We start from the raw sequence: 18,688 nt of genomic DNA, 5'->3' as shown, positions 1-18,688 counted from the left end.
CCCGCTGCCTGCTTTTTGCTGTTACGCCCTGGAAGGCTTCTCTTTCCGGTCGACCACCGCAGCGCCGACGATATCGCCGATGACGTTCGACGCGGTTCCGCCCATGCCGATGATCGCATCGACTCCGGCGATCAGCGCGACGATCTCAAGCGGAAGTCCGAACATGGCGAGCACCGCCGACAACGTGACGAGTCCGGCTGCAGGCACGCCCGCTGTCCCGATTGAGAGCAGCGTGCCGATGATGACGATGATGAACAGGTCGGAAGGCGACAGCTGCAAGTTGGTGATGGATGCAGCAAATACAATTGAGACGCCCATCCGCAGCGCGCCGCCGTCCGAATTGAAAACGGCCCCGAGCGGCAGTGCGAAGTTTGCGGTCTTCTCGGAAACACCCGCCCGCTTCGCTGCGTCGATGGCAATCGGCAATGTCGCAAGGCTGCTCGATGTAAAGAACGCAGTGGCATACGCTTCTTTCGTGTCCTTGAAAAAGCGCAGGACCGGTGTGCCGGAAAACCGCAGGAATCCGGAATAGACGACGACCCATAGGATGATGATCCCGAGATAGAACACGCCCGTGAACGACAGCAATGACTTGAACGTTTCCCAGCCCTGGCTGCCGAATGCGACGGCGCTGATGCCGAAGACGCCGAACGGGGCGTAGAGGAGGATCCCCTGCAGCAGCTTGCTGAACAGGTCGCCGAGTGCACTGACGAGCCGCTCGAGCCATTCCGCACTTTTCATCATCTGGGCATCCGTTGAGAACTTCATCGACGACAATGTCATCCCGATGATGATGGCAAGGAACAGGATGGCCATGAGATCACCGCCAGCAAAGGCTTGGAACAGGTTGCTCGGCACCATCTGCAGGATGATTTCCGAAATATGCGGCGTCGCTTTCGGCTCGACAACGACATCCGGCAGCGTCATATGCTGTCCCGGCTTGAAGAGGAGCGCGAGGCCTACTCCGATGCCGACAGCGGTTGCAGTCGTCACCGCATAATAGAGGATCAGCTTCCAGCCCATGCGTCCGAGCTGGGCGATGCTCATCTGATCGACCGCCTTTACGACGGTCAAAAAGACGACAGGAACGGCGACCAGGCTGAGCAGATTGATCAAGATCGTGCCGAGAGGCCGGAGCACCTCAGCGCGCGTGCCTAGCAGCAGGCCGGCGACGATGCCGAGCGCAAAACCGGCCAGCATTTTCAGGGCGAATGGAATGGCGCGATACCGTTTCCAAATTTGTACCATATATAACCCTCTCTTTATGGATAAAATGAATTTTAGGATAGCGCATGAAGTATAGACGAAAAGACACGCATGGTCAAGTTTGCCATCCAACAGCCTATTGGGGTTTGCCTGAAATTATTCAGGGAAAGGGTGAAATAAAAGAGTTGACATCTGTCCGACGGGTCTTTATTATACTTAGAGTACGAAATGTTCGTATGCGAAATACTTGATGTGCGAGGATGTGAAATCGTGAAAAATGCATATAATAGCGATATTTTAAACTCATTTTCGTCAATCAACCAGATGATGTTCAAAATAGCGAGGCAGGACGCAGAAGCGAACGGATTGACGGTGCCGCAACTGAAGGCATTGTACAAGATCGCGTCGCAGCCGGATATCGGGCTGGTGGAACTTGCGGAAAGCCTTAAGCTGACGAACAGCACCGTGAGCGGGGTCGTCGATCGGCTTGTCCAGCAAGGGCTGGTCCAGCGGCATGCAGCTCCGCATGACCGCAGATCGGTGACCATCCGGCTGACAGAAGCCGGCGAAGGGAAGCTGGATGAAATCGTCCACCATGAATCAGTGCTTGTGAAAAAGCTCAAGACCATAGAACAGCTGCCAAAAGAGCAGATTGAACAGTTGCTGTCGACGCATCAGCAGATTGTGGACATACTGACTACAGAAGAATAACAGGAGGAAAAACATATGAGTGCAAAACGCATGGTAATCATGAACGTAATCCTGCTCATCGTCCTGGTGGGCGGCGGATTTCTCGGCTATTACTATTACAACCGGTCCGTGACGTATTTGACGACCGATAACGCACAGGTCACCGGCCAGCAAGTACGTATAGCATCACCAGTGAACGGACAATTGAAAGAGTGGAATGGCGAAACTGGCAAGACATTCGCGAAAGGCGATAAAATCGGTTCGGTCGCTATGCAAAGCGACAATGGCCCGGTTTCTATGGACATTACAGCGCCGGCTAACGGAACAATCGTCCAGACGAGCGCTGTTGAAAACACGATGGTCGGAGCAGGAACACCGCTTGCGACCAGCTACGATCTTGATTCCCTTTGGGTGACCGCTAATATTGAAGAAACGAAAATCAATGACGTGAAAGTCGGACAGGATGTCGATATTTACGTCGATGCGTTCCCGGACATGACGCTGCGCGGTACAGTCGAAGAGATCGGCCTTGCGACAGCGGGCACGTTCTCGCTTCTGCCATCGTCCAACGCATCTGGAAACTATACGAAGGAAACACAAGTCATTCCGGTGAAAATCTCGATCGACGGGTACATCGAGCAATTGATCCCAGGAATTAACGTCTCAGTCCGGATCCATAAGTAGGTGGAGGCGATGACTATCTATCTGATCGGCTATATCGTAATCGCGGCGCTCGTCCTACTCACAGCCAACTACATCATGAGAAATCGCCTGGTCAGGACCCCGGCCGCGAAGCCGGCAGGCGTTTCCGCGGATGCGAAGATGGAGCTTGATGAGACGGACCAGCAATCCGCGTTAACGGAACCCGTCATAGCCGGAGAACCGCCGGTCACTGCACCTGCTGAAGGTGACCTTGACTGGGCGGCGCGTATCGAAGCGAGCCGCGGCAAAATCGTCTTGACGATGATGCTCGGCGCATTTGTCGCGATTCTGAATCAAACCTTGCTGAACGTCGCCATTCCGCATATCATGAATGACTTGAACGTCTCGGCAAGCACCGTTCAATGGCTGTCGACAGGCTATATGCTGACAAACGGGATCTTCATCCCGATCACGGCGTTCTTGATCGCCAGGCTCGGCACCCGGAAATTGTTCATGTTCGCGATCGGGTCGTTCACAGCAGGCTCCATCATCTGCTCGCTGTCGACGACGTTTTCGCTCCTCATGATCGGACGCGTCGTGCAAGCGGCAGGAGCAGGTGTCATCATGCCGCTGCTGATGACCGTATTCTTGACCATTTACCCGCCGGACAAGCGGGGAGCGGCCATGGGCATGTTCGGCGTCGCGGTCCTGTTTGCGCCAGCAATCGGCCCGACTCTATCGGGCTGGCTCATCGGCCATTACTCTTGGCGGATCCTGTTTGACATCGTCATCCCGTTCGCCCTCATCGCGCTCATCTTGGCGTATTTCTGGATGGTGGACGTGACGAAGATCACCAAACCGAAATTCGACACATGGGGCTTCATCTTTTCGACCATCGGGCTCGGCTCGCTGCTCTACGGCTTCAGTGAAGCGGGGAACAACGGCTGGGATAGCCGCATTGTCCTTATATCGCTTGCCATCGGCGTGGTCGGCATGATTGCGTTCGTCTGGCGCGAACTGACGACGGACGAACCGATGCTGGAACTGCGCGTGTTCAAATACGATATTTTCACGCTGACGACCATCATCAGCTCGATCATCAACATGGCCATGTTCGCGGCGATGCTGCTCTTGCCGATCTACTTGCAGAACATCCGCGGCTTTTCAGCGCTCGATTCCGGCCTGCTCATGCTTCCAGGCGCGATTGCCATGGCAGTCATGCTGCCGATTTCCGGGAAGCTGTTCGATAAATTCGGCGCACGCTGGCTGGCGGTATTCGGCCTTGCCGTAACTGTCGTGACCACTTGGCAGTTCACGACTCTGTCAATGTCCACGTCCTACGGGTTCATTATGCTGCTGTACATTTTACGGATGTTCGGCATGTCATTCCTGTCCATGACCGTCAATACGGAAGGGATGAACCAGCTGCCGACAAGGCTCGCGGGCCACGGCACATCCGCCTCCAACACAGCGAGGACGGTCGCCGGCAGTATCGGCACCGCCTTCCTCATCACCGTCATGACGACCAGAAGTGCATTCCACCAGGCGTCCTACGGAAATGTCATCACCAGCGACAATCCGTTCATCACCGGCAAGCTGGCTGAACTCGGCCAAGGCCTGTCCGCTGCAATGGGCGTCCCTGTCCAGCAAGGGCAGACGCTCGCCACGACACTCATCTACAGCGAAGCCGTGAAAAATGCAACGGTCCAAGGCATCAACGACGCATTCGTCGTCGCTACCGGCATCGCAGTTGTCGCGTTTGTGCTCGCCTTCTTCATCAAACGCGCAAAGCCGCCGGTGGAAGGAGAAGAATAATGAGGGAAACCATGCTCGCAGCGGGGCATGGTTTTCTGTTTTTCAGAACTGCATCGTGCCGGCGCTGGCAACGTAAGACTGTGGTATACTAATGAAAAATCGAACGGGGGCTGAGTCGGATGGAAGAACTGCTTCAACAAATTCTTTCAGAAGTCAAAGAGATAAAAACGGGGCAACAATGTCTGGAAAATCGTATGGAAAAGCTTGACGGTCGCATGGATAGGATGGAAGAAAAGCTGGATAGCATGTCCATCGAGATGCGCAGCAGTTTCAAGTATGGATACGACAAACTGGAAGAACATAAGGGGATTTTCGTTACTATATCCAGTGAAATAAAAGGCTTGAAAGATGATACAGCCTATCTTAGCAGCAAGACCGGCCGCCATGAGATGGAACTGAATCGATTAATCAACCGATTATAATATTGGCGTAAAAGAGCAGACCGGTATGCGGCCTGCTCTCTATTTTTATAATAGATTTTTGCTCGACTGGCCAGTGAATCACTTGTGCTGCCGTTACCGGTCCCCACGCTAAAACCCCGCCATACCAGCATGCAGCTAGTAGGCGGGGCAGTCTCTCATCATTCCGCGTCAAACGTCTCCATCGCGTGCTTCGACTCTTCGATGATCACCTGTGCTTCCTTCAGCAAATCCTCGTTCTCCGGCTGCAGCATCTCTTCGCTCGGATCGCTCGACATCGTGTAGGCGAATACATACTGATCATTGGAACCGACGTATTTATACACCGGATGCTCCCATGAAGAGGCGTTGCCATCATTCTTGAACACCAGAATGCTGAAGAGGCTTTGCTCGATGTTGCGCGCCTCATCTGTAAGCGTGAAGTCGACTGTCGCGAGCGCTTCCTGGTCCCAGGTGCCCGTGTCCACCTTCAGCTTGTCCAGCATAGCTTCCGGCATTTCAAAGGAGAAGCCGTATTCGCTGTTCGAATAGACCCCGTCCTGCTCATCCGCTTCGGCTGCGGGTTCGCTGCCCGGTTCATCCTTTTCAGCAGCTGGCTTTTGCTCCTCTGCAGCTGAACCGGCCGCGTCATCGTCGCCTGCCTCTTCTTCCTCAGCAGCATCAGCTGTCATCTCCACAGACTTCAGTTCAGAAAACGTGAATTCATCGCCGTCGCCGAATACGAAGACCGTCTTGATCAGACCGACACCCGGTGCATAGTAATGGATCGTTCTCCGGCCTTTTTTATCATCCGGAATTTCGGTCGTCACTTCAATGACATCTTCATATGTAGCGGCCGGAACTTCTAACGTCATGCCGATTTTCGTCATGCGGCTGACCGAATGATCCGCATCATTCTTGTCCCATTTAGGTTTGTTCGCTAGTTCTACAATGGATGTTTCTTCATTTTTCGCCGCGTTGACGACGTAAATCAATTTCACTTCCTGATCACTTACGTCATATTCCTTGATGGACTCAGCCGCGATTCCGCCTCTTTCATGGATGAACACCGTATCCGGACCGTCCGTGTTTTCCGATAGGTTCACCGTATCCGCCGACTCCATCGTTTCGCCTTCCGTTCCGTACTGGATATACGTCCGCTTCATGCCGACCGGCGGGAAGTAGCTGGAAACATCGATTGCTTCCGCGTCTTCCTTGCTGACGGATTCACTATCGTTTGAGCAGGCTGCCATCACAAGCGCAAGCACGCTGAGCACGCACAGCATTTTTAGTTTCTTCATTCTAATTAGTCACCCCTTTTTCATCCCCTATCGTACCATCACATGCGCCAAAAGAGCATCCCTTTTCGAGGTCATTGTAAAAAGTTCTCTTCTTCTAAAACTTTTTAGATGCGGAATTCGAATATACTTATAGGCAAGAAACACGGAAAGAGTGTGTGAATCATGGACGCCGAATTGCGGTTGATCAAACAGATACAGAAAAAGAACAGCGAAGCCGCGGCGAATACTCTCGTGACGGCCTATTACAAGGAGCTCTATGCGTTCCATTATAAGCAGACGCTCGACGCGGAACTCGCGAAGGACCTGACGCAGGAACTGTTCATCACAGTCCTGCAGTCGATTCAGGCGTACAATCCGAAAAAAGCGTCATTCCGGACATGGCTTTATAGGATCGCTTCGAACCGCGTCGTCGACCATTTCCGGTCGAAGCAGTACCGGTATGCCCAGCAGACCGAGGCGATGGACGAGCGGGAGACGGAACTGGCGGATGGATCCGATATGGTGCTTGACCTTGAATACAAAGAGCAGTTCGAAGCGGTGAATGAACTTCTAGGCGAACTCTCCGCGCAGTCGCAGCAGATTCTGCGCCTGAAACTGTTCGGCGGCTATACGCTGAAGGAGATTGCGGAGATGGAAGCAATGCTGGTTTCGACGGTTAAAACGCGGTACTATACGGGGCTGAAATGGCTTCGCGCAGAAATGGAGGCTGAACAGGATGAAGGACGGTAAACTCAAGATTCCGATGCCGGATGACCAGGAAATCGAGATGCAAGTCAGTTTGATTGTCGCAAAAGGATTGGTGAAGAAGGAGACATTCGTTTCGGTCATGCGGTCGATGGTACAGGAGGTCGGGTGGCGGCATCTGTTCGCGGACCGGCTGCAGCTGACAGTCATTTTCACCAGTATGGTGATCGCCCTATATAGCCTGCTGCTCCTCACGCCAGCCGGTTCGGATGTGCATAACCTGTATGCGGCGGTATTCCTGCTGTCGCCTGTCCTGTTCCTTGCTTTCTCGGTTTTCACCTATGTCCATAAAGCCAGCTCCGCGACATATGACGTCGAGATGGCCTGTAAATACAACGTTTACCAAGTGATCGCGTTGCGGATGCTGGCGTTCAGCGGGCTTGCGGTAGCTGTGAATACGGCTTTGATTGCAGCGCTGGCGGTGCGTTATGCCGAGTTCCAATTTGGCCATGCATTCCTATTGTCAGGCACGTCGCTATTCCTGTTCTCCTTCCTTCTAACTCTCGCATTACAAAAAAGGAGGACGAAAGGGATTGTCATCGCATCGGCGATTGTCTGGGTCGCCGGCAATCTGATCGTGAGAAACGCGAGTGGCGAATTTTACAACGTGCTGCTGTTGAACTTGCCGAATGCCGTCTATGCAGCTGTATTAATCGGCTGCCTCGTCCTCTACCTGAACCACTTGAAGAAGTTGGTCGATTTCAAGCAGCCGGAAGGAGTCTATTGATATGTTAGTTGTAAAAGAAGTGAGCAAGGATTATGGGGATTTCACTGCCCTTGAGGGGATCAGCCTGGAATTCGGCACGGGGCTGTACGGCCTGCTTGCGCCGAACGGAGCGGGAAAGACGACGCTCATCAAAATGCTCGCGACGCTGATCACCCCGACCAGCGGGGAAATCCTGTATGACGGGCAGGACATCTTTAGCATGGATGAGAAATACCGGGAGCTTCTCGGCTTCCTGCCCCAGCAGTTCGGCTACTATAAGAACTACTCGCCGAAACAGTATCTGCTGTACCTCGCCGCACTTAAAGGGATCGGGAAGAAAGAGGCGCTCCCAAGAATCGGCGAACTCCTTGAGAAAGTCGCTCTCGGGGATGTTGTGAATAAAAAGATGAAAAAATTCTCTGGCGGGATGATCCAGCGCGTCGGTATCGCCCAGGCGCTGCTCAACGACCCGAAAATCCTCATCCTCGACGAGCCGACAGCGGGGCTGGATCCGAAAGAGCGGGCGCGCTTCCGGCATCTGCTGACAGATCTCGCCCGTGATAGGCTTGTCATCATCTCGACGCATATCGTCTCGGATATCGAGTCGATTGCAAATGAAATTATCATGATCAAGAACAAGCGGCTGCTAGTTAAAGATTCTGTGGAGCATATATGCGGAAGGCTCGCCGGAATGGTGTTTGAGACGACCATCGACTTCAGCCGCCTTGACGCGTTCCGGAAAACTCATGTCCTCCTGTCCGAAAAGCAGGAGTATGGCAAGATGACCGTCCGTTTCATCTCAACGGGAGGGGCGGATGCAGACTGGAAAGCCGTCCCTCCCCAGCTAGAAGACGTGTTCCTCTATGAATACCGCGACGAAATCGAAGGGGATGCCTGATGCGGATCTTCATCCATGAATGCAGAAAGGCGCTCACTTCGCCGGTCCTGCTCGGGCTGCTCTTGGTGTTCATGGCGTTCAACGTGTTCGTCATCATCAATTCGTCGGACCATAAAGAGGAACTGAAAACAGTGAACGGCATCATCGACCGGTATGGTCTCGACATCACTGGCGACGCACTAGGTCGGTTCGAACATGACATGCAGAGTGATCTTGTGAAGCTGTCAGAGAAAGAAGGGCGGGCGATCAGCGATATCCATGACTTCCTCGAAAGCCTTCCGTTTGAAGAACAGCAGACGTACATAGCGGGGGACCAGTTTGTAAATAGGCTTCTTGTTAGAGACATGTACCTCAGCATGGCAAAGTCGATTGATGAAAATTATGCAGCAATTGACATCCATGCGTACGTGGACAGCGAAATCACGAAATACGGATTGACCGGGAAAGCCGCAAACCTGTTTCGCAAGGAAGCGGAAAAACTCGATGACCGTTTTACGGAAATGCTGGAGGACGGGGAGCACAAGCAATGGTTCTTCGCCGGAAAGGCGTATTTCATGCATAGCTTCCTCTATAAGACCGTGTTTTTGCATCTGATCATCGAGGCGCTCCTTCTCGTCGTCCTCTCGACCGGCCTGATCACGACATCCGAATTCGAGCACAAGACGCATCTTGTCGTCTATAGCACAACCCGGGGCAGGAAGGTGAAGGTCGATCAGCTGCTAGCCTCACTCGCACTTGCAGCAGGAATCTTCCTCGGGCTTTTCGGAGTCACGCTTGGCACGTATTTCATCATGTTCGACTACTCGCATGTCTGGAGCACGTCCGTCAGCAGTGCATTCAACTGGGAATATAACTTCCCGTATATTTCGTGGTGGAAGCTGTCAATGGCGCAATTCCTTGCAGGCGCCTTGCTGCTCGTCATCATCTCGCTTCTGCTATTTTCCGGCTTGACATACGCCGTAGCAATCCTTGTGAAAAACAGCTACATCACGTTCTTCCTGATGGCTGCATTCTTCATTCTGATGTGGCTGCTGCCGAGCTTCACGCCGAAATCATCCAACCTGCTATTTTACGCTGCGTATACACTATCGACACTCCTGCTCGCCATCCCTGCGTCGTTCATGGGAAGCAGCGGATTGATCCTGTTCGAGAATTTCGAATGGATGACAATCACCTGCTGGACGATTATCACGATGGCGGCTTGTTATCTGTCGTATAAACGATTCTTGAAAGAAGATCTATAAAGGGGGTGCTGACGTGAGAATCTTATGGAATGAAGTGCGGAAAATATTCACGTGGAAGACGATGCTGCTCCTTGCCGCTATCAATGGCCTGTTGTATTTTTTGTTAATCGAATTCTACATTACACACTTTCCGAATGGAAGTGAGAAATACTCGTATGAACTCGGCGTGGAAATGGTCGAGAAGTACGGCACTTCCATGAATGATGAGAAATTCAAGGATTTCAAGGAGGCATATGCGCGAAAGGTGGGGGAGGCGAATGAGTATTTGCAGTCGAGGGAAGATTTCGTCCAGGCGGGTCTTGCGGAATACGAGAAGGTGATGGCGTATGACTGGGAAGCTCCGGATTCCGAAGCGAACAGACTCCACGACACACTGTTTTTCGACAGCGACACAGAACTTTTCTGGCAACTGCAGGAGTATGAACGGCTGATGGAGTTCTATGAAATCCGAAAACTCATTCCGGACGATACAACAGACGCGCAAAAGAAGCGCTACGAGGAATTGATTGCGGAAGGGAAATACGGAATTTATCCGGAAGTCACTATCCAGAACTTCAAGCATTTCATCACGAACGTGGCAGTCGCGATCCTGTTCAGCGTCGTGCTCGTCATCTCGCCGGCCATCCTGAAGGACCGCACAGGCGGCATCGTGCCGCTGCAGTATACGGCGAAAAAAGGGCGCAGACTGTTCAGCACGAAACTTGCCGCTGGCTACATCGCCGCATTTCTCGTCATGACTGGGCTACTGGCCATCTACTTCGCACTGTATTCATTGAATGATACATCGATGTTTTTTGGCCTGGATATCAGCACATTCATCGCCAATGATTCCTGGTTTGATCTGACGTTCTTCCAGTTTATCATATTGTACACAGCTGCCATCTACCTGATCGGTTTCATCTTCGTCACGTTGTCGATGGCATTCTCGAATCTCGTCCCGAATTTCGTCTCGCTCATCGGCGTGCAGATCCCGTTCGTTGCCGCATTCCTCATCTTCGGCATTGGACCGCTCTTACCGCATATGCTCCAGACTTTCACACCTAAATGGCTGCCGCCGGTTTCGTACGCCGGAATGATGCTGGTATGCGTGTTGCTTGTGGCATTCTTATGGAAGAGAGAGAAGCGGATGGATGTTTTGTGAGGTTGAGAAAAAAGCAAGCAACCATGGATCGCCTGTCCGCGGTTGCTTGCTTATTTCTATTGCGTCATTTCAATTGTCCCGCTGTCCTCTTAACTTGCCATCTCCATATTTCTTATCAAACGCATCCACCCACTGCATATCTATCGGGCCATTCAAGACTTTATAGTAGCCAGGTTTGTTAAAGAGCAGCAGCCGGTTCGGGTGGATGGAAGCGCCCGATCCCTTTCCCTTTGAGTAAAGTAAGAACTCAAACCCTCTTTACTGGGACACATCTTGGTTCCATTCAGAATCCTTCATTCGCTTTACGCGATACTGGCTCAGGAATTCCAACAATTCTTCAACAGGCTCAGCTTCTTCCGTCCGCCATCCGTCAAAGTTGAAATTCATTGCCTCGAAACTCGATGCACGGTAATCGAATAATTCATCGAGCCCTTTTTCTCGGCGCTCATCGTATAGATTCCAAGAGAACAGCAAGGCGACTACGGAGATGCCGATGTAATGAATCTTCATCGGTATCATTTTCACTAGGAATCTTGCTGTCAGGAAGGCTGCCGGGATCAGCACAAACAAAATGATGAGATAGGCGAAGCCGTCCGGTATGAAACTACCCGAGATCCACCGATTCCACACATACCCAAGCACTTTAAAATAGAGCAAGAATAACAGAAACCCCCAAACATAGAACATGAACTTGCTGCTGGTTGAGTTCAATTTTACAGCCCCTTGCTGACAATATTTCTTTTTTTCTATTTCCTACTATACAGTAGAGAACAGGAAAAGGTTTCAAATAGTTTAATTCTTAAGAAGTTGAGTGAATTTCATAATTCCGAGCCCTTATCTATCAAGGGTTTCAAGACATCAAAAAAGAAGTACCTCCCCAAGTCTTGTATAATGGTAGTCGACTAAAACATCCCAAAAGACTGGAGGTACTCCCTTTGACCATTATACGACAACAAAGCCTATTTGGCATCCAAGAATTATACGACATGGAACCTACCCAACAATATCAAGAGATTATAAGTGCGCTCGATCTGGATGCAATCTTCTTTGCGATCAATAAGAAATCCAGTCTTGGTGCGCCTGTAGAGCTGAATTATGGAGCTATGCTTGTCAGCTTTTTTATTCGGTACGTTGAACGAATTCCTACGATTGCCGACTTAGTAAAACGGCTGAAACGGGATCTATCATTTAAACTGGACTGCGGTTTCAAGGTGTCCGATTCGATTCCTTCCGAAGCATCCTACAGCCGACTTCTCACGAAGTTAAGTGAATCAAATATCTTGGAGCGCGTGCAACAAACAGTCATCGAGACAGCCATCTGCGAAGGGTTTATTGCCGATGAAACAATCGCAATTGACGCCACTCACTTTGAAGCTCGGGACCAGGCGCCTCCGAAGGAGGCAGATACCAAGAAAACGCCCAAAAAACGGGGACGAAAAAAGAAAGAAGAGCGCGAGCAATGGTTGGCAGACAAGGCCCAAGAGGAAGCGAATTTGTCTCTTTATGAAAAGAAGATTGAAGCTCAGCTTGATGCGCCTCTTCATAAGTTACGCACAGAAATACCTCAAGCCCCTAAATGGGGCATTAAAAAGAACAGCGAAGGGAAAAATGTCTTTTGGTTTGGCTACAAAGGCCATTTAGCTGTGGGTGCGACCAGTCAATACATCCTGCAGTCCATTCTGTCCTCTGGGAATTTGAATGATGGAAAAGCGGCCATTCCGCTGTTGAAAGGGTTGGCGCAGTTCCAGCTGTCGACCATTCAACATCACTCCATGGATGCCGGTTATGACTTTGAACCGATTTATGAGCAAATCCATCGGATGGGACATCAGTCAAACATTGCTTATAATAAGCGAAACGAACGTGAAATGATCGGCTATGATGAACACTTTGCACCGACCTGTTTTAGGGAGCATTCCTATCGCTATGACAGCTATGACCCGAAATATGGAACCCTGAAATACACGCAACCACTCGAGTGTAAAGATTGTCCCCTCGCCAACCAAGGCCAATGCCAGAAAGTATATAAGGTTAAAAGTGCCACAGACCTTCGCAAGTACACGGTGCCAGCGCGCGGATCAAAAGCTTGGAAGAAAGTCTTCGCCCGCCGAACTGCGGTTGAACGTGTCAATGCCTATCTGAAAGAATTCTATCAACTCAACAATGTACGGTATCGAACTGGAAAACGAGCGAAAGTCCATTTTGACGCCATTGTCTTAATTTATAATGCCTCAAAGCTAGCAGCCGATCGTATTAACGTATCGTTACAACAACAAAAAGTCGCATGATTTCTGTTTTTTGAAATGCAAAATTCTTATCGGGAAAGTCTTTTCATTTTTAAAAAGAGCAATTATGAAATTGACTCAGTTAATGTTGACTTGAGATGGATGGACACCGCTCTCTTTTCTTATGTCTCATTTTAATTGACAATTCCAACAAAAACACTTGACCTTGACGTCAGCGTCAATGCTATAGTCATAGAAAAGGCTGAAGGGGTGGTGACGCTGAAGACGATCACGGAGACGGCGAAGTGGTTTGGGGTGTCGACGCGGACGATCCGCTATTACGAAGAGATCGGACTTTTGATGCCAGTGCGGACGGAGGGCAATCAGCGGCTCTATCCGCCTGGCGAGATTGCGAAGTTGAAACTGATTTTCCGGGGGAAGCGGTTCGGGTTTTCATTGGATGAAATCAAAGAGATGGTACTGCTGTTCGACAAGGACCGGACCGGGCGCAAGCAGCTCGAGCGGACGGTGTCGTATGGGGAAGCGCGGATTGCGGAAATCGACGCGAAGATCCGGGAGCTGCAGGAGATGAAGCGGGAGATGGGGGAATTGCTCGTTCAGTTCCAGGAGAAATTACAAAATGAGAGGGGTACGCAGGATGAACAGTTCAGAGCTGCTGGCACGAAACGGGAGGAAGTACGCGGATAAGGAAGCGGTCGTCTGCATGGGGAATCGGATGACGTATGGGGAGCTGGACGCGAACGTGAACCGGTTTGCGAACGCGCTAAAAAAAGAAGGGGTGCGGGCAGGGGCGAAAGTGGCGCTGTTTTTGCCGAATGTGCCGGAATTCGTCATTGCGTATTTCGCGGTGCAGCGGATCGGGGCGGTTGTCGTGCCGATCAACGTGAAACTGACTGCATCCGAACTGGAGTATATCCTTGCGCATTCGGACGCAGAGGCGCTCATTGCGCACGAGATGCTGTTCAGCACGGTGTCACAATTGAAAGCGCCTTCATTGCTGATCAAGACAGGCGAAGCGAGCGGCGCATGGAAGAGTTTCGGCCAGCTGATGGAAGCGGCAGCAACTGACATCGTTAAGTGCAATCTCAGGGAAGATGATGAATCGACCATCTTGTACACGTCCGGGACGACGGGCCATCCGAAAGGGGTCTTATTCAGCTACCGGAACATCTTGACGGTCGCTTCGATGATTGCAGTCGAAATGGAAGTGAAGCCGGAAAGCCGGGTCCTGCTCATGATGCCGCTCAGCCATTCTGCGCCGCTCCATCTGTTCCTGATGGCAGGAATGCTCGTCGGCTCGACTCTTGTGCTGACGCCGACATTCACGCCTGACCTGCTCATCGACAGCGTCCAGAACGAACGGACGACACACTTCTTCGGTGCGCCGGTCGCCTATCTGCTGACGGCGGGCCATCCGCGGCTGAAAGAAGCGGATCTGTCATCGATGAAGTGGTGGGTGTATGGCGGAGCGCCATTATCCAGGAAAGAGGTCGACCTCGTGCAGCAGGCGTTCAGGACGGACCGGCTCGTCTGTGTCTACGGCCTGACGGAGGCGGGGCCGAGCGGGTCGCTGCTTCTTGCAGATGAACACAACGAGAAAGCGGGCAGCATCGGAAAACGGGCGCCCCTGAATACGGAGCTGCGGATTGTGGATGAACAGGGCGAGGATGCGGCACCCGGTGAAGTCGGCGAGATCGTCCTGCGCGGCGAAGGGAATATGCTTCGGTATTATAAGAATCAGGAAGCGACGGGTGACGCATTCATCGGCGATTGGCTGAAGACGGGGGACCTGGCGAAGTTCGATGAGGACGGCTATATCTGGGTCGTCGACCGGAAGAAAGACTTGATCATCTCGGGCGGTATCAATGTCTATCCGAAAGAGATCGAGGAAACGATGCTGCACTTCCCGGGAGTCACGGAAGTCGCAGTCATCGGCGTGCCGAATCCCGAGTGGGGGGAGACGGTGAAAGCAGTGTTTGCGGCAAAAGAGACAGTGGATACGGCGCAGCTGAAAGCCTTTTTAGCGGATCGACTCGCGCCATTTAAAGTGCCGAGGCTGTATGTGCAAGTCGAAGCGCTGCCACGGAATGCGTCAGGTAAGATCTTGAAGCAGCCGCTGCGTGAAGGGGTGGAGATCGGATGAAAGTACTTGCGGAACAAACTGCCGCGGAACCGCGGAATTTCTTCGAGGGTGACGAAACGCTTCGCCTGATCCTGGAAGACCGGCTGGACGGCCCATTCCTGACCTATGCGCTTCGTGAGCTGCAACTCTTCGGGGAACGATGTGCAGGCGCGATCGACGAGCGGGCGAAGCATACCGACCGGGAAGGGGAGCCACGGCTGAACCGCTACGATAAATATGGCGAGGAAGTGTCCGAAGTCTGGGTGAACGAAGGCTACAGGCAGACCGTGCAGGAGACGTATGATACAGGCATCGTCGGCTATGTGCATAAGGACATCCCGGACCTCGGGCATAAGGGGAACTATACGTACAGTTTTGCACAAGGCTACCTGCTGTCACATGCAGAGGCGGGGTTCTATTGCCCGGTGACGCTGACGATGGCAACGGCGTACCTGCTTGACCAATATGCGGACGAGGAGCTGAAAGAACGATTCCTGCCCCATGTGTGCGCGACGGGTGACGTGCCGCTCTATGAAGGGGCGACGTTTCTGACAGAGCGGCAAGGCGGATCGGATGTCGGGGCGAACGTCGTAAAAGCGGTGAAAGAAGGCGACCACTACAGACTGCATGGTGAAAAGTATTTCGCGTCGAACGCCGGGATGGCAGGTGTCGCCATGGTGCTGGCGCGCATCGAGGGGGCGCCGCCCGGCTCGAAAGGCCTGACGCTGTTCGCGGTTCCATGGAGGAGCGAAGACGGGAACCCGAACGGCCTGCGCATCCGAAGGCTGAAAGACAAACTCGGCGTGCGTGCCGTGCCGTCCGGCGAAGTGGAATTTGACGGGGCGGCCGCGTACGTCGTCGGCGATCCGTCCAAAGGGATCCATTATATGCTGGAAGCACTCAACCTGTCCCGCACCTGCAACGCCGTCGCGTCCCTCGGCATCATGCGGCGGGCTTTCCTTGAATCCAAAGACTATGCAAGCCGCCGGAATGCATTCGGCAAAAAGCTGACCGACTATCCGATGGTGCAGGACACACTCGGGAAGATGGCGGCAAAACTCCACGTCGAGACGGCGACAGTCTTTGACTTCATCAAACTGTATGAAAAAGTGACGGACGGCGAGGCGTCACAGGAAGAGCAGGTGCTCAACCGGCTCTATATCGCTTTGCTGAAAAAAGAGACCGCGGAGCAGGCGATCCATTTCGCCCACGAAGCGATCGAAATGCACGGCGGCAACGGATATATCGAAGACTTCGTCACCCCGCGCCTGTTGCGGGATGCGCAGGTACTCACCGTGTGGGAAGGCACAGCGAACATCCTCGGCCTTGAGCTCATCCGGCTGGTGAATAAATTCCAGGCGCATAAGCTGTTCCAAGCGGATATGGACGCGCGTCTCGCAAACATTCCGGCTTCCGGCTTGAAAGAGGCCCTCGTCCGTGAAATTGATCAGCTGGGACGTGACCTGGCAGCGTTCGCAGAATATGACGAGGCGATGCAGACATTCGAAGCGAAAGGGCTGATGAAGCGGATGGCGTATGGGTATGAGAGTGTCGTCGCCCTCGAATGGAGCCGGAAGTATGGCGGGAAGTACGCGTTGCTTGCGGAAGTGTATCTGGAAGAGACGTGGGGGCTGAGGAAGCAGGGGGATGAGATGAAGACGGTCGTTCATTTCAAGGAACTGATGTAATTGCCGGGTGGTGACGGAAATCGTCACCGCCATTTTTTGTTAAACGCGTGTCGAAAAACGAAAATCATGTTACGATCGGAGGAGAAGGAATAGATAGAAAAATCAACCGCGCGGAAAGGGGAATGCATCATGACACATCTCTGGGACACACCTGAAAACCTGCGAGCGCTGCTATGCGAACTCGTCAGCTGGGACAGCCGGACGCTGCTTGAGGGTGAGCGGTTCTTCCCGCTGAAGCTCAAGATGAAACTGGGGGAGCTTCCGTATTTCAAGGATCATCCCGAATATGTCCAGCTGCATGACGTGGAACTGGGGCGGCACCTTGTAACAGCGCTCTATAAACATCCTGACGTGACCGAAACAATTGTGCTCATCAGCCATTTTGATACGGTGCATACGGAGGAATACGGCGTGCTGGAGCCGTTTGCGTTCTATCCCGAGGAACTGACGAGGAAGCTGCATGATCATAAGGATGAATTGCCGGAGGATGCACGCGCAGATCTCGAATCGGGCGAGTACCTGTTCGGCCGCGGCACGATGGATATGAAAATGGGACTCGCCCTTCATATGCAGCTGATTGAGCGGGCGAGCTCCGGGAAATGGCCAGTCAATCTGCTTCTCGTGACAGTGCCTGACGAGGAGGTCAACTCCGCGGGGATGCGGGAAGCGGTCACGGCGCTTGCCCATCTGCGGGAAGAGCTGGGGCTGTCGTATGAGCTGTTCCTGAACAGTGAACCGTCATTCTCGCAAAACCCGGACGATACGAAGGAGTATATCTACTCAGGCACAATCGGCAAGATCATGCCGGCCGCCCTGTTCTACGGAAAAGAGACGCATGCCGGGGAGCCGCTGAAAGGGATGACGGCGAATTATATCGCATCGTTCCTGACGCAGGAGATGGAATGGAATCCGCTTTTCGGCGAGACGGACCTAGGCGAAACGACGCCGCTTCCCGTATCGCTCCAGCAGAAGGATTTGAAGATGCAGTATTCCACGCAGACGCCGTACCGCGCGGGCGCGCTGTACAATGTATTCCTATTCAAGCGGACGGCGGAAGAGGTCATGGACATTTTCGAGAGAATTGCGGCGGACGCGATGGACAAGTGCAATCGCCGGTATGCGGAGGTGTGCGAGCGCGAGGGCGTCCAGGGGGTCGGACCTGTCCGGGTGCTCAGGTATGAGGAGTTACTTACGTATGCATTGCAGAAACTCGGGATGGATGAAGTGCGGCGGGTGAAGCAGAGCGTCCTGATGGAAGAGGGATGGGACGACCGCGAGATGGCGATCCGCATCGTCGACCGGCTGATGATCCAGTGCCAGGAGCTTGCGCCAGCGACAGTGCTGCTGTACACGCCGCCGTATTATCCGGCGATCAATTCATCGGACGATCCTCTCGTAGAATGGGCGATCGATCTTCTGAAGGAGAAGGCGGAAACACTCGGCGTGGAACTGCATCAGATCCATTATTTCAACGGGATCAGTGACCTAAGCTATGTCAATTACGCAGAAGACGTTGCCAGTTCCTTGGCATACGAAAACAACACACCAGTTTACGGGGATACGTACTGGATCCCGTTCGAAGACATGAGAAGCCTGCGAGCGCCTGTCCTGAACGTCGGACCGATGGGGAAAGACGCCCACCAGAAGACGGAACGCCTGCAGATCGAGAGTGCGTTTGTGCAGCTGCCTGTGCTGCTTGAGACTCTTGTCAAGAGAATGATTGAAAAGCTGAGCCGTTAAACGGATCACTCTTTCTGCTCCGCCGACTCCACTATATCGATAAGTTGCATGAAAACTGGGAAGCTCTCATTTGTACAAGCCTTCAATCAATGATAATATAGGGGTAT

General features: G+C 52.6%; 17 protein-coding genes. 14 read left to right on the top strand and 3 right to left on the bottom strand.

What is annotated here, in order from left to right; translation table 11 throughout:
• Positions 1–21: 21 nt before the first annotated feature.
• Positions 22–1,248 (bottom strand): dicarboxylate/amino acid:cation symporter, encoded by a 1,227-nt coding sequence (locus tag ACZ5FK_RS06455; RefSeq protein ID WP_464807080.1) that lies wholly within the window; start codon positions 1,246–1,248, stop codon positions 22–24.
• 228 nt (positions 1,249–1,476) lie between these two features.
• Between ACZ5FK_RS06455 and ACZ5FK_RS06450 the strand changes: the two genes are divergently transcribed.
• The 4 genes from ACZ5FK_RS06450 (at position 1,477) to ACZ5FK_RS06435 (ending at position 4,775) form a co-directional block, all read left to right on the top strand.
• A complete protein-coding gene (locus ACZ5FK_RS06450; protein WP_464807079.1) occupies positions 1,477–1,917 on the top strand; it encodes a MarR family winged helix-turn-helix transcriptional regulator in 441 nt (146 codons plus the stop codon).
• A gap of 15 nt (positions 1,918–1,932) precedes the next feature.
• Positions 1,933–2,580: an HlyD family secretion protein gene (locus tag ACZ5FK_RS06445; protein ID WP_464807078.1), complete on the top strand. Its 648-nt coding sequence runs from the start codon at positions 1,933–1,935 to the stop codon at positions 2,578–2,580.
• Between the two features lie 9 nt (positions 2,581–2,589).
• Positions 2,590–4,353 carry a DHA2 family efflux MFS transporter permease subunit gene (locus ACZ5FK_RS06440; protein ID WP_464807077.1) on the top strand — a complete coding sequence of 588 codons (1,764 nt, stop codon included), beginning with the start codon at positions 2,590–2,592 and terminating at the stop codon, positions 4,351–4,353.
• Between the two features lie 119 nt (positions 4,354–4,472).
• Positions 4,473–4,775, top strand: a complete 303-nt coding sequence (locus ACZ5FK_RS06435; protein ID WP_464807076.1) for a hypothetical protein — start codon at positions 4,473–4,475, stop codon at positions 4,773–4,775.
• 158 nt (positions 4,776–4,933) lie between these two features.
• On the opposite strand, the gene ACZ5FK_RS06430 is transcribed toward ACZ5FK_RS06435, so the two are convergent.
• Entirely contained in the window at positions 4,934–6,052 is a 1,119-nt protein-coding gene (locus ACZ5FK_RS06430; protein WP_464807075.1) for a hypothetical protein, read from the bottom strand.
• Between the two features lie 162 nt (positions 6,053–6,214).
• Between ACZ5FK_RS06430 and ACZ5FK_RS06425 the strand changes: the two genes are divergently transcribed.
• Genes ACZ5FK_RS06425 through ACZ5FK_RS06405 form a run of 5 tightly spaced genes read left to right on the top strand, consistent with a single transcriptional unit; the run spans position 6,215 to position 10,785 of the window.
• Complete coding sequence (locus ACZ5FK_RS06425; protein ID WP_464807074.1) at positions 6,215–6,781, top strand: RNA polymerase sigma factor; 567 nt, start codon at positions 6,215–6,217, stop codon at positions 6,779–6,781.
• On the top strand, positions 6,768–7,523 hold the full coding sequence (locus ACZ5FK_RS06420; RefSeq protein WP_464807073.1) for a hypothetical protein: 756 nt from the start codon (positions 6,768–6,770) through the stop codon (positions 7,521–7,523). Before ACZ5FK_RS06425 ends, ACZ5FK_RS06420 begins: the two co-directional genes overlap by 14 nt.
• A 1-nt stretch (position 7,524) precedes the next feature.
• A complete protein-coding gene (locus ACZ5FK_RS06415) occupies positions 7,525–8,400 on the top strand; it encodes an ABC transporter ATP-binding protein (RefSeq protein WP_464807072.1) in 876 nt (291 codons plus the stop codon).
• Positions 8,400–9,644, top strand: coding sequence for a hypothetical protein (locus ACZ5FK_RS06410; RefSeq protein WP_464807071.1), 1,245 nt, complete (start codon positions 8,400–8,402; stop codon positions 9,642–9,644). Before ACZ5FK_RS06415 ends, ACZ5FK_RS06410 begins: the two co-directional genes overlap by 1 nt.
• A 13-nt stretch (positions 9,645–9,657) precedes the next feature.
• A complete protein-coding gene (locus tag ACZ5FK_RS06405; protein ID WP_464807070.1) occupies positions 9,658–10,785 on the top strand; it encodes an ABC transporter permease in 1,128 nt (375 codons plus the stop codon).
• 258 nt (positions 10,786–11,043) lie between these two features.
• Here the strand turns inward: ACZ5FK_RS06405 and ACZ5FK_RS06400 are convergent, their stop codons facing one another.
• Positions 11,044–11,496, bottom strand: a complete 453-nt coding sequence (locus tag ACZ5FK_RS06400; RefSeq protein WP_464807069.1) for a hypothetical protein — start codon at positions 11,494–11,496, stop codon at positions 11,044–11,046.
• Positions 11,497–11,720: 224 nt separating this feature from the next.
• On the opposite strand from ACZ5FK_RS06400, the gene ACZ5FK_RS06395 reads away from it, so the two are divergent.
• The 5 genes from ACZ5FK_RS06395 to ACZ5FK_RS06375 all read left to right on the top strand — a co-directional run bounded on the left by ACZ5FK_RS06395 (position 11,721) and on the right by ACZ5FK_RS06375 (position 18,581).
• Positions 11,721–13,073 carry a transposase gene (locus tag ACZ5FK_RS06395; RefSeq protein ID WP_464807383.1) on the top strand — a complete coding sequence of 451 codons (1,353 nt, stop codon included), beginning with the start codon at positions 11,721–11,723 and terminating at the stop codon, positions 13,071–13,073.
• A 135-nt stretch (positions 13,074–13,208) separates the two neighbouring features.
• Complete coding sequence (locus ACZ5FK_RS06390) at positions 13,209–13,718, top strand: MerR family transcriptional regulator (protein WP_464807068.1); 510 nt, start codon at positions 13,209–13,211, stop codon at positions 13,716–13,718.
• A complete protein-coding gene (locus ACZ5FK_RS06385; protein ID WP_464807067.1) occupies positions 13,669–15,174 on the top strand; it encodes a class I adenylate-forming enzyme family protein in 1,506 nt (501 codons plus the stop codon). Before ACZ5FK_RS06390 ends, ACZ5FK_RS06385 begins: the two co-directional genes overlap by 50 nt.
• Complete coding sequence (locus ACZ5FK_RS06380) at positions 15,171–16,841, top strand: acyl-CoA dehydrogenase family protein (RefSeq protein ID WP_464807066.1); 1,671 nt, start codon at positions 15,171–15,173, stop codon at positions 16,839–16,841. The genes ACZ5FK_RS06385 and ACZ5FK_RS06380 overlap by 4 nt, the downstream gene beginning before the upstream one ends.
• Before the next feature lie 129 nt (positions 16,842–16,970).
• A complete protein-coding gene (locus ACZ5FK_RS06375; RefSeq protein WP_464807065.1) occupies positions 16,971–18,581 on the top strand; it encodes a M20/M25/M40 family metallo-hydrolase in 1,611 nt (536 codons plus the stop codon).
• Positions 18,582–18,688 lie beyond the last annotated feature (107 nt).

This window comes from Sporosarcina sp. GTC18466 (genome assembly GCF_055389225.1).
This window is presented reverse-complemented; position numbering and strand designations above follow the sequence as displayed.

What these genes read in the sequence shown, in the direction of transcription:
- ACZ5FK_RS06455 (WP_464807080.1), bottom strand. Translation starts at nt 1,248, where the DNA reads ATGGTACAAATTTGGAAACGGTATCGCGCCATTCCATTCGCCCTGAAA.
- ACZ5FK_RS06445 (WP_464807078.1), top strand. Translation starts at nt 1,933, where the DNA reads ATGAGTGCAAAACGCATGGTAATCATGAACGTAATCCTGCTCATCGTC.
- ACZ5FK_RS06440 (WP_464807077.1), top strand. Translation starts at nt 2,590, where the DNA reads ATGACTATCTATCTGATCGGCTATATCGTAATCGCGGCGCTCGTCCTA.
- ACZ5FK_RS06435 (WP_464807076.1), top strand. Translation starts at nt 4,473, where the DNA reads ATGGAAGAACTGCTTCAACAAATTCTTTCAGAAGTCAAAGAGATAAAA.
- ACZ5FK_RS06430 (WP_464807075.1), bottom strand. Translation starts at nt 6,052, where the DNA reads ATGAAGAAACTAAAAATGCTGTGCGTGCTCAGCGTGCTTGCGCTTGTG.
- ACZ5FK_RS06425 (WP_464807074.1), top strand. Translation starts at nt 6,215, where the DNA reads ATGGACGCCGAATTGCGGTTGATCAAACAGATACAGAAAAAGAACAGC.
- ACZ5FK_RS06420 (WP_464807073.1), top strand. Translation starts at nt 6,768, where the DNA reads ATGAAGGACGGTAAACTCAAGATTCCGATGCCGGATGACCAGGAAATC.
- ACZ5FK_RS06415 (WP_464807072.1), top strand. Translation starts at nt 7,525, where the DNA reads ATGTTAGTTGTAAAAGAAGTGAGCAAGGATTATGGGGATTTCACTGCC.
- ACZ5FK_RS06410 (WP_464807071.1), top strand. Translation starts at nt 8,400, where the DNA reads ATGCGGATCTTCATCCATGAATGCAGAAAGGCGCTCACTTCGCCGGTC.
- ACZ5FK_RS06385 (WP_464807067.1), top strand. Translation starts at nt 13,669, where the DNA reads ATGAACAGTTCAGAGCTGCTGGCACGAAACGGGAGGAAGTACGCGGAT.
- ACZ5FK_RS06380 (WP_464807066.1), top strand. Translation starts at nt 15,171, where the DNA reads ATGAAAGTACTTGCGGAACAAACTGCCGCGGAACCGCGGAATTTCTTC.
- ACZ5FK_RS06375 (WP_464807065.1), top strand. Translation starts at nt 16,971, where the DNA reads ATGACACATCTCTGGGACACACCTGAAAACCTGCGAGCGCTGCTATGC.